We start from the raw sequence: 8,017 nt of genomic DNA, 5'->3' as shown, positions 1-8,017 counted from the left end.
ACACTATCAATAGCAAAGTAGAATTCGCTTTTTAGTCGTTAATCCGTTACAATGTTTAAGAGAAGCTTTAAAGTTAGGATGATATAGATAATGGAGAGTTGGTTATTTTTGTTATTAATATTGGCAATTGCTTTTTTGGGGAAAAACACCTCGCTGATTATCGCTGCTGGAGTGGTAATGATTATCAAAGCGTTGCCCTTTGCGGCAAAATGGTTGCCAACTATTCAAAGCAAGGGTATCAATTGGGGAGTTACTATTATTTCGATCGCAATTTTAGTACCTATCGCCACTGGTGAAATTAAGTTTAGCGATTTGATCAGTGTTTTTAAATCACCTGCTGGATGGATCGCAATTGCGGCCGGTGTAGCAGTGGCTATTCTTTCGCGGTATGGTGTCGACCAACTTTCAGCATCACCACAAGTAACTGTTGCTTTAGTTTTTGGCACGATTTGCGGGGTCGTCTTCTTGCGTGGAGTTGCCGCCGGTCCTGTTATTGCAAGTGGTATGACATATTGTATTATTACATTACTTGGCTTAAGTTTTAAATGAGGGAAGAATTCATTATGAAAAAAGATATTCTGGGAAAAATAGTGACCACTGATGTTACTAATGAAAATGATAAATATATATATTCTCAGATCGAAGGAGAAACATTTCGAACTGCGAAATCTGAGCTAAAAAAATTGCCTAAAATTGGGAGCAAGTTAACGGGATTTGCTTATGAAAATGAAAATCACCATTTACAATTGACTAAAATTACCCCTAAGACAGGCATTGGCCGTTATGCATGGGGGACAGTCGTGTCAGTTCAACGAGATCTCGGTGTTTTTGTGGATATTGGTTTGCCGAACAAGGATATTGTCGTGTCACTAGATGATCTGCCCGAACAGCGAGAAATTTGGCCTAAAAAAGATGATCGCTTAATGATCGGACTAAAAGTCGATAAAAAGGGGCGACTTTGGGGTGATTTAGCAACAGAAACAATGTTTCAAGGGATCAGCCAAAAAGCAAACTCAGCGATGCGCAATCAGGATGTGAAGTGTGTTGCCTACCGTCTGAAAAAAGTCGGAACACGTGTTTTGACCAAAGATTACTGTCTTGGTTTTATTCACCCATCACAACGGAACGAGGAACCACGATTGGGCCAAGTTTTGGATGCTAGAGTAATTGGGATCAGAGAAGACGGAACGCTCAACCTTTCATTGAAACCACGGGCGTATGAAGTTATTGGGGACGATGCACAAATGATTTTAGCTGCTTTGCAGCACTCATCTGGTGTATTGAATTTTTCCGATAAAAGCAGTCCGGAAGAAATCAAAGATTATTTTGGGATCAGCAAAGGTCAATTCAAACGTGCTTTGGGCCATCTGCTCAAGGCTGGCGCTGCTAGACAAGAAGATGGTAAAATTTATTTGAATGACTAATGTTGGAGAAAGGGGCATTGCAGTGGATACGAATAATGAAATGTCTAAAATTCAAAATTGTATGCATAACGCAGGCTTTAAATTGACTCCGCAGCGGCAAGCAATCGTTAAAGTGTTGTTAGATCATCACCAAGAACATTTATCTGCTGAAGAAATATATATTGAGCTTTTACGTGCTTTCTTTTCATTTGGATTAGCTACTGTTTATCGAACCTTGGATATTTTAACGGATCTTAACCTATTGACTAAGATTTCCTTTGAAGATGGAGTTGCCCGTTATGATCTTCGAACTGAAGATCCAAATCATTTTCACCATCATTTGGTATGCACCCAATGTGGTAAAACCATCGAGATCCACGAGGATCTATTAAGCGACGTCGAAAAATTAGTTTTCAGAAAGTATCACTTCAAGGTTTCTGACCATCGGTTAACTTTTTTAGGACTTTGCAAAGATTGTCAGAATGAACAGCTAATGGGGGATGAAGGTCATCAACGAAATAGTTAATGATTATTTACATTATTTGACCGTTGAGCGGGGGCTTTCTGCAAATACAGTAGCAAGCTATCATAACGATCTGGAACAATTTGTTCAGTATCTAAAAAAACAAGGCTTTAAAAGTTTTTCTGAAGTTAAAAGAAGCGATATCACAGCTTACTTGCGTCTGGAAACCAGTGCAAAAAAAGCGAATTCTACGATTATTCGAAGTGTGACAAGTTTACGTCGTTTTTATTCCTATCTTGTTCATGAAAATAGCGTTATTGATGATCCGATGGCATTGATCGATACTCCTAAACAAGAAAAACATTTGCCAGAGGTTCTTTCTCGGACAGAAGTGGATACTTTATTAAAAGCACCAAACGTTAGCAGCGCTTTAGGTGTGCGAGACCGTGCAATTTTAGAATTGATGTACGCGACTGGCCTTCGTGTCAGTGAAGTGATCAACTTGAGGTTGTTTGATCTTCATTTACCGGTCGGATTGATAAAAACGGTTGGTAAAGGTCAAAAAGAACGGATCGTGCCAATCGGAGATACCGCTGCATACTGGGTCAATGAATATTTGGAGCACGGACGTCGAAGTCTTCTGAAAGAAAAACGAACAGATTTTTTGTTTTTAAATTTCCATGGTAATAAGTTGACACGCCAAGGAATTTGGAAAAATTTAAAGATACAAGTCCAAAAGGCTGGAATCACAAAAAATATTACTCCACATACTCTGCGTCATTCTTTTGCAACCCATATTTTAGAGAATGGTGCAGATTTGCGGATCGTGCAAGAATTATTAGGCCATTCTGACATCTCTACTACCCAAATTTATACTCATTTGTCCAAACGTAGATTAAGCGAAGTTTATAATAAGACACATCCACGTGCTTAGATTTATACCTGAAAATGAGTAAACAATAAAAAATTTCTTGTGATATTTAAATTTTCTGAAATTTGTTTTACTTTATCAAGTGTGATAGTCTGACATATAATGTAAAAAAGCGCGGGGGAATTAGATGCTTTATAAATATAAAAGTGGTTATAAGAAAATTGCAATGGGATTACTTTCTTTTATTCCTAATTTAAAAGAAGTATCTCGACTTTCGACAGAAGTTGAATGGTATGAATCTCAAGATGATCGTTGCTTGTTTTTATGGAAAAACGAAGACGGTGATTTTTGCGGGATTATTGGTGCAGAAATTGACGATAAGATCATAATGGTCCGTCATGTTGCTGTTTCTCCTCAGTATCGTGAAGAAGGTGTAAGTTTTGCTATGTTTTCAGCTCTTGCACAACGCTATCCTGAACACAAAATGATGGGTAGTTTTGAAGTTGCACCTTTGCTAACAAAGTGGGAAAAAAAACATGAAGACTAAAAAAAAAGCAAAAGAGATGCAGACGTTTGATAAATTAACTTTCAAAATTGCTGATTTTGAGGGACCGTTAGATTTATTACTGCATCTGATCAAGAAAAATGAAATGGATATTTATGATATTCCAATGACAGAAATAACTTCTCAGTACATTGACTATCTCCATCACATGAAGAAAATGGAGCTAGATATCGCTGGGGAGTATTTTGTTACTGCTGCGATGTTGTTAAATATCAAAAGCAGAATGCTTTTGCCATCTCATCATAATGAAGACGAAAAAATAAATGACACAGTTACCGACTTAGAAGAAGATCCACGTGATGTTTTAGTCCAGCAATTACTAACACATCAGCTATATCAAAAAGCAGCTGGCCAACTTCAAGAAAAGTATGAAGAACGGTCACAGCACTTTGAACGTGATGCTGCACTTGTGCCAAGTGATGCTCAATTAGGCAAGCTTTCGGGGTATTCGGTTAACATAACACAACTGGCTCAAGCTTTTAGCAAAGTCGTAGTCAGACGTGAAAAAAGTACACCGATTTATAGGAGTGTCACCAACGATAAATACTCCATCAAAGATGAAATGCTGCGCCTAAATCAAAAAGTAAAACGAGCAGGTAAACCAGTTATTTTTAATGAACTTTTCCATTCTGAGTTTGAGATCGAATTATATGTAACTACTTTTTTAGCCTTACTGGAATTAGTTAAGAAGGGTAAGATAAAAATGATTCAGAATGGTAATTTTGAAGAAATCAAAATGGTAAGTGGTGATTAAAAATGCTATCAAATCAAGCAAAAATCGAAAGTTTAATTTTTGTCAGCGGTAATGAAGGAATCACAGTTACTGAGCTTGCTCAACTCTGTGGTATTATGAAACCCGCTGTCTTAGAACAACTAAATAAACTGCAAGAAAAGTATACGAGTGATAAATCCTGCAGTTTTCAACTTTATCAAACGGGTGATCATTTCAAGTTAACGACAAAGAAATCTTTTGCATCGCTGGTCAAAAATTATTTTGAATCACCTACGATGACAACATTATCGACTCAGGCACTTGAAACATTAGCGATCGTTGCGTATAAGCAGCCAATTACGCGAACTGAGATCGATGAGATCCGCGGGGTACAATCGAGCGGAATGCTGCAAAAATTGACCGCTTTTGATCTGGTAGAGGAACGTGAAAGGTCTCAGGCACCTGGAAGACCAATTTTATATGGAACAACAGAAGAGTTTTTAAACTATTTTGGGTTGACTAGTTTAAAACAACTACCTGAAATTAAGCAGGAAGACCCTGAGAAAGCTTTTAATGTCGACAATTTAATGGGGCTGTTTGAAAAGACCGTCGCCTCTGACGAGTCAAGAAAAAGGGAAGAAGACAATGACTGAAAGATTACAAAAAGTAATGGCTAACGCAGGTGTAGCCTCAAGAAGAGCGAGCGAAAAAATGATCATAGAAGGACGAGTTCGTGTGAACGGAAAAACTGTGACTGAACTGGGTGTAAAAGTTAGCGGAGAAGATGCTGTTGAAGTTGACGGTCACTTACTAGAACAAAGTGACCAAAAAGTGTACTTTATTCTCTATAAGCCACGGGGAGTGATCTCAGCAGCTAAAGATGACAAAAATAGAAAAGTAGTCACCGACTTCTTTCAAGATATTCCACAACGGATCTATCCAGTCGGCAGATTAGATTATGACACTTCTGGGCTAGTTTTGATGACTAATGACGGTGATCTGGCTAATAAATTGATGCATCCTAGATATCATGTCAACAAAACATATGTTGCTAAGGTGAAAGGTATTCCCGAAAGTAATGAGTTGGAGCGTTTGAGACACGGTGTTTTACTAGACAAGACACATAAGAGCTCGCCAGCTAAAACTAAGTTGATGTCGGTCGACAAGAAAAAAAATACTGCGCTCGTTTCGTTGACCATACATGAAGGGAAATATCATCAGGTCAAAAGGATGCTTAAGAGCGTTGGACACCCTGTCGAAAAATTGAAGCGGGAAACTTATGGTTTCTTAAATCTAGATGGTTTAACTTCTGGCGATTTTCGCAAATTAACGAATCAGGAGATCACGGCGCTTAAAAAAATGGTCGCTAAAAAATAAAAAGGTTAATTATCGGAGGCACTCTTATGGCAGAATTAAAAGCTGAAGAATGGTTGATCTTTTTCTCTGCAAAACAAGCCAGACGCCCAGCTGTTATTCGACAGATACTGACTAAACGTTTGTCAAATTCAGCTCTTTTTTGGGGAATGCGTTATCAGATCTTAGATCATATTAACGTTTGTCCGCAATTAGATACAGTCCATTTCGACCGGCAGATAGATCTTTTATGCAAAAAGAAATACTTAAATCGCAATAATAATGGCACAGTCATTTTGACTGAACTAGGTCTTGCAAAGAAGGATGTCTTAAAAAAGCGTCAAACTTTAACTTGCCCGGAACTTTTTAATGTGTACAGGATACCTGATCTTATGTGGATGATCCGACTGCTTGTTCAAGTCGCTTCAGAAGCTAGTTGGGGTAATTCACGCTATTACGTTGCTGTAGATAATTTTGAATGTCAAGTTGTGATTAAAAAATGGCTCAAACATTATAGCATGAACTTCTTACAAGAAAATCTGCTCAAAGAATTAACAAATTTTTTGCAACAAGAAGAACCACTTACTGCATGGGTCTTTTGTGCCCAATTTGCAGGCCATAATACTGTTCCTGCTACTACGGAACAACTTGCTGAGCAGAGTAAATTAGCCCAACTTGAGATCGAAACTATTTTTCTAGATTTGTCTAGCCGTTTCGCCTTACACTTGATCAAGGTTAGGTCACCATTATGTAGCATAATTGAACATTTCAAAATTAAAAATTCCTTATTTGACAAAAGTCGCGCTGCATTAAAGCAGGCTTTGAATGGGGTAAGTATTCCAGACATGGCGCAACAAACACAGCTAAAAGAAAGCACGATTTGCGAACATTTGTTGAATGCCGCGATCATAGAAAAAAACTTTCCTTACTCATTATTTCTAAATTCCACAGAAGAAAAGGAGCTCACTGATTTATTACCGTCAGATATCGATCAATGGCAGTACAAATTAGTTGGTCAATTTCAAGATCAGATATCATTTTTTAAATATAGATTGTTTGCTATCAAGAGGAGTCACAAAACAATTGAGTACAAATAAAGAACTATATACGTATTTGAAAGAAACTTTTGGCTTTTCAGCTTTTAAACCGGGACAAAAAGATGTGATCACTAACTTGCTTAAAGCCAGATCAACGGTCGCAGTTTTACCTACTGGAACGGGTAAATCGTTATGCTATCAATTTTTTGGTAAATATACCCAGCAAACTGTTCTGGTCGTTTCACCCTTGTTGTCGTTGATGCAAGATCAAGTTGAGCAGTTGCGACTAAATGGCGAAAAGAGAGTTGTTGCTATTAATTCTAATTTAAAATTTCAAGAAAAACAGCAAGTATTGAAGAGTCTGGGACAATACTCATTTATTTATTTAGCTCCTGAAATGTTGCGTAATGAAGATGTGATCAAGGCTTTTGACCATATTAAGATTGGTCTACTGGTAATCGATGAAGCCCATTGTATTTCTGCTTGGGGGCCCGATTTCCGTCCAGATTATTTGCAACTAGGCAAAATCAGACATCGATTAGGGGACCCGCTAACTTTAGCCGTTACAGCCACAGCAACTAATAGAGTCTTAAAAGATATTGTCACACTACTAAGACTCCCCGCTAATGCTCAAGTGGTCAAACACTCAGTTGATCGTCCTAATATTTTTTTAGCGGCTGAAAAAACCATCAACGAGAATGACAAAAATCAGCACTTGATCAAATTAGTCCAAAAATTACGTGCACCAGGTCTAGTTTATTTTTCCAGTAAAAAACAATGTGATAAAGTCTGTGAATTACTAAAAAATAAGACTGGTTTGAGGGTCGGTTCATATCATGCTGGACTGTCTTTTAGTGAACGCTATGCAGTTCAGCAGCAATTTTTAAGCGGACGCTTAGACCTGATCTGTGCAACTTCAGCATTCGGAATGGGAATTAATAAAAGTGATATTCGCTTCGTGATTCATTATCATATGCCGCAAGATCTCGAAAGTTATGTGCAAGAGATCGGCAGAGCGGGGCGTGACGGCAAACAAAGTATTGCAATTATCTTATTTAGTGAAAATGACCAGTTTTTGCAAAGAAGGTTAGCATTCAGTTCTTTGCCAAATGCCGATGAATTAGAAACTTATCAGAAATTTCCCGAACTGCTAGAAAAAATGAGCCGGGAAAATGAAAGTGCTGAGTTAGNGCGCTATCAACAAATGGGGATCGATTTTACGCAAATGAGTCATATTTTCGCGCAACGCCGTACTGAAAAATTACAGGCGATCCAACAAATGTTAACATATGTAAATTTGGAAAACTGTAAACGCAATTTTATTCTAAATTATTTTGATGAAGATCAACATGTCAAACATGACAATAAGTGTTGCCAATTAGCGGAGCAGTCGCTTGATCTGCGACTGCTTTTTGGTTCTCAGCCATCGCCTATTAAACATCAGAAAAATGATAGTCCGAAAAGTTATCAGACTATTTTAAAAAAATTATTCAAGAATTATTAGAAATATCTGCAATAGTATTGTATGGCTCTTAATTTAGTTTAAAGCTTTATTATTTTCTGTTTAATATCATTTTTACCGACCCTCAATTGTCAAGTTAAGTGCAACACTA

General features: G+C 37.6%; 10 protein-coding genes and 1 pseudogene. All 11 read left to right on the top strand.

Going from position 1 to position 8,017, the window contains the following annotated elements:
• Positions 1–90 precede the first annotated feature (90 nt).
• Positions 91–549, top strand: coding sequence for a DUF441 domain-containing protein (locus FC65_RS07310; RefSeq protein WP_056972109.1), 459 nt, complete (start codon positions 91–93; stop codon positions 547–549).
• 14 nt (positions 550–563) lie between these two features.
• On the top strand, positions 564–1,424 hold the full coding sequence (locus tag FC65_RS07305) for a CvfB family protein (RefSeq protein ID WP_056972108.1): 861 nt from the start codon (positions 564–566) through the stop codon (positions 1,422–1,424).
• A 22-nt stretch (positions 1,425–1,446) separates the two neighbouring features.
• Positions 1,447–1,929, top strand: a complete 483-nt coding sequence (locus FC65_RS07300; RefSeq protein ID WP_056972111.1) for a Fur family transcriptional regulator — start codon at positions 1,447–1,449, stop codon at positions 1,927–1,929.
• Positions 1,904–2,800, top strand: coding sequence for a site-specific tyrosine recombinase XerD (xerD, locus tag FC65_RS07295; protein WP_056972107.1), 897 nt, complete (start codon positions 1,904–1,906; stop codon positions 2,798–2,800). Before FC65_RS07300 ends, xerD begins: the two co-directional genes overlap by 26 nt.
• Positions 2,801–2,924: 124 nt before the next feature.
• Positions 2,925–3,284 carry a GNAT family N-acetyltransferase gene (locus tag FC65_RS07290; protein WP_056972106.1) on the top strand — a complete coding sequence of 120 codons (360 nt, stop codon included), beginning with the start codon at positions 2,925–2,927 and terminating at the stop codon, positions 3,282–3,284.
• Positions 3,274–4,056: a segregation and condensation protein A gene (locus FC65_RS07285; RefSeq protein ID WP_082619066.1), complete on the top strand. Its 783-nt coding sequence runs from the start codon at positions 3,274–3,276 to the stop codon at positions 4,054–4,056. The genes FC65_RS07290 and FC65_RS07285 overlap by 11 nt, the downstream gene beginning before the upstream one ends.
• A gap of 2 nt (positions 4,057–4,058) precedes the next feature.
• Positions 4,059–4,667 carry an SMC-Scp complex subunit ScpB gene (gene scpB / locus FC65_RS07280; RefSeq protein WP_056972105.1) on the top strand — a complete coding sequence of 203 codons (609 nt, stop codon included), beginning with the start codon at positions 4,059–4,061 and terminating at the stop codon, positions 4,665–4,667.
• A complete protein-coding gene (locus FC65_RS07275; protein WP_056972104.1) occupies positions 4,660–5,391 on the top strand; it encodes a pseudouridine synthase in 732 nt (243 codons plus the stop codon). Before scpB ends, FC65_RS07275 begins: the two co-directional genes overlap by 8 nt.
• A gap of 26 nt (positions 5,392–5,417) precedes the next feature.
• Entirely contained in the window at positions 5,418–6,464 is a 1,047-nt protein-coding gene (locus FC65_RS07270; RefSeq protein WP_056972103.1) for a helix-turn-helix domain-containing protein, read from the top strand.
• Positions 6,379–7,594 (top strand): annotated as a pseudogene (locus FC65_RS07265) (RecQ family ATP-dependent DNA helicase); the annotation flags it as partial. The gene FC65_RS07270 and the pseudogene FC65_RS07265, both read left to right, overlap by 86 nt.
• A gap of 14 nt (positions 7,595–7,608) precedes the next feature.
• A complete protein-coding gene (locus FC65_RS12460; RefSeq protein ID WP_338088179.1) occupies positions 7,609–7,908 on the top strand; it encodes a RecQ family zinc-binding domain-containing protein in 300 nt (99 codons plus the stop codon).
• The last annotated feature ends 109 nt before the right edge of the window (positions 7,909–8,017 follow it).

The organism is Ligilactobacillus acidipiscis DSM 15836, assembly GCF_001435755.1.
Lineage (GTDB): Bacteria > Bacillota > Bacilli > Lactobacillales > Lactobacillaceae > Ligilactobacillus > Ligilactobacillus acidipiscis.
The sequence above is the reverse complement of the archived record's forward strand: the minus strand, read 5'-3'. Positions and strand labels throughout refer to the sequence as shown.

What these genes read in the sequence shown, in the direction of transcription:
- FC65_RS07310 (WP_056972109.1), top strand. Translation starts at nt 91, where the DNA reads ATGGAGAGTTGGTTATTTTTGTTATTAATATTGGCAATTGCTTTTTTG.
- FC65_RS07305 (WP_056972108.1), top strand. Translation starts at nt 564, where the DNA reads ATGAAAAAAGATATTCTGGGAAAAATAGTGACCACTGATGTTACTAAT.
- xerD (WP_056972107.1), top strand. Translation starts at nt 1,904, where the DNA reads ATGAAGGTCATCAACGAAATAGTTAATGATTATTTACATTATTTGACC.
- FC65_RS07290 (WP_056972106.1), top strand. Translation starts at nt 2,925, where the DNA reads ATGCTTTATAAATATAAAAGTGGTTATAAGAAAATTGCAATGGGATTA.
- FC65_RS07285 (WP_082619066.1), top strand. Translation starts at nt 3,274, where the DNA reads ATGAAGACTAAAAAAAAAGCAAAAGAGATGCAGACGTTTGATAAATTA.
- scpB (WP_056972105.1), top strand. Translation starts at nt 4,059, where the DNA reads ATGCTATCAAATCAAGCAAAAATCGAAAGTTTAATTTTTGTCAGCGGT.
- FC65_RS07275 (WP_056972104.1), top strand. Translation starts at nt 4,660, where the DNA reads ATGACTGAAAGATTACAAAAAGTAATGGCTAACGCAGGTGTAGCCTCA.
- FC65_RS07270 (WP_056972103.1), top strand. Translation starts at nt 5,418, where the DNA reads ATGGCAGAATTAAAAGCTGAAGAATGGTTGATCTTTTTCTCTGCAAAA.
- FC65_RS12460 (WP_338088179.1), top strand. Translation starts at nt 7,609, where the DNA reads ATGGGGATCGATTTTACGCAAATGAGTCATATTTTCGCGCAACGCCGT.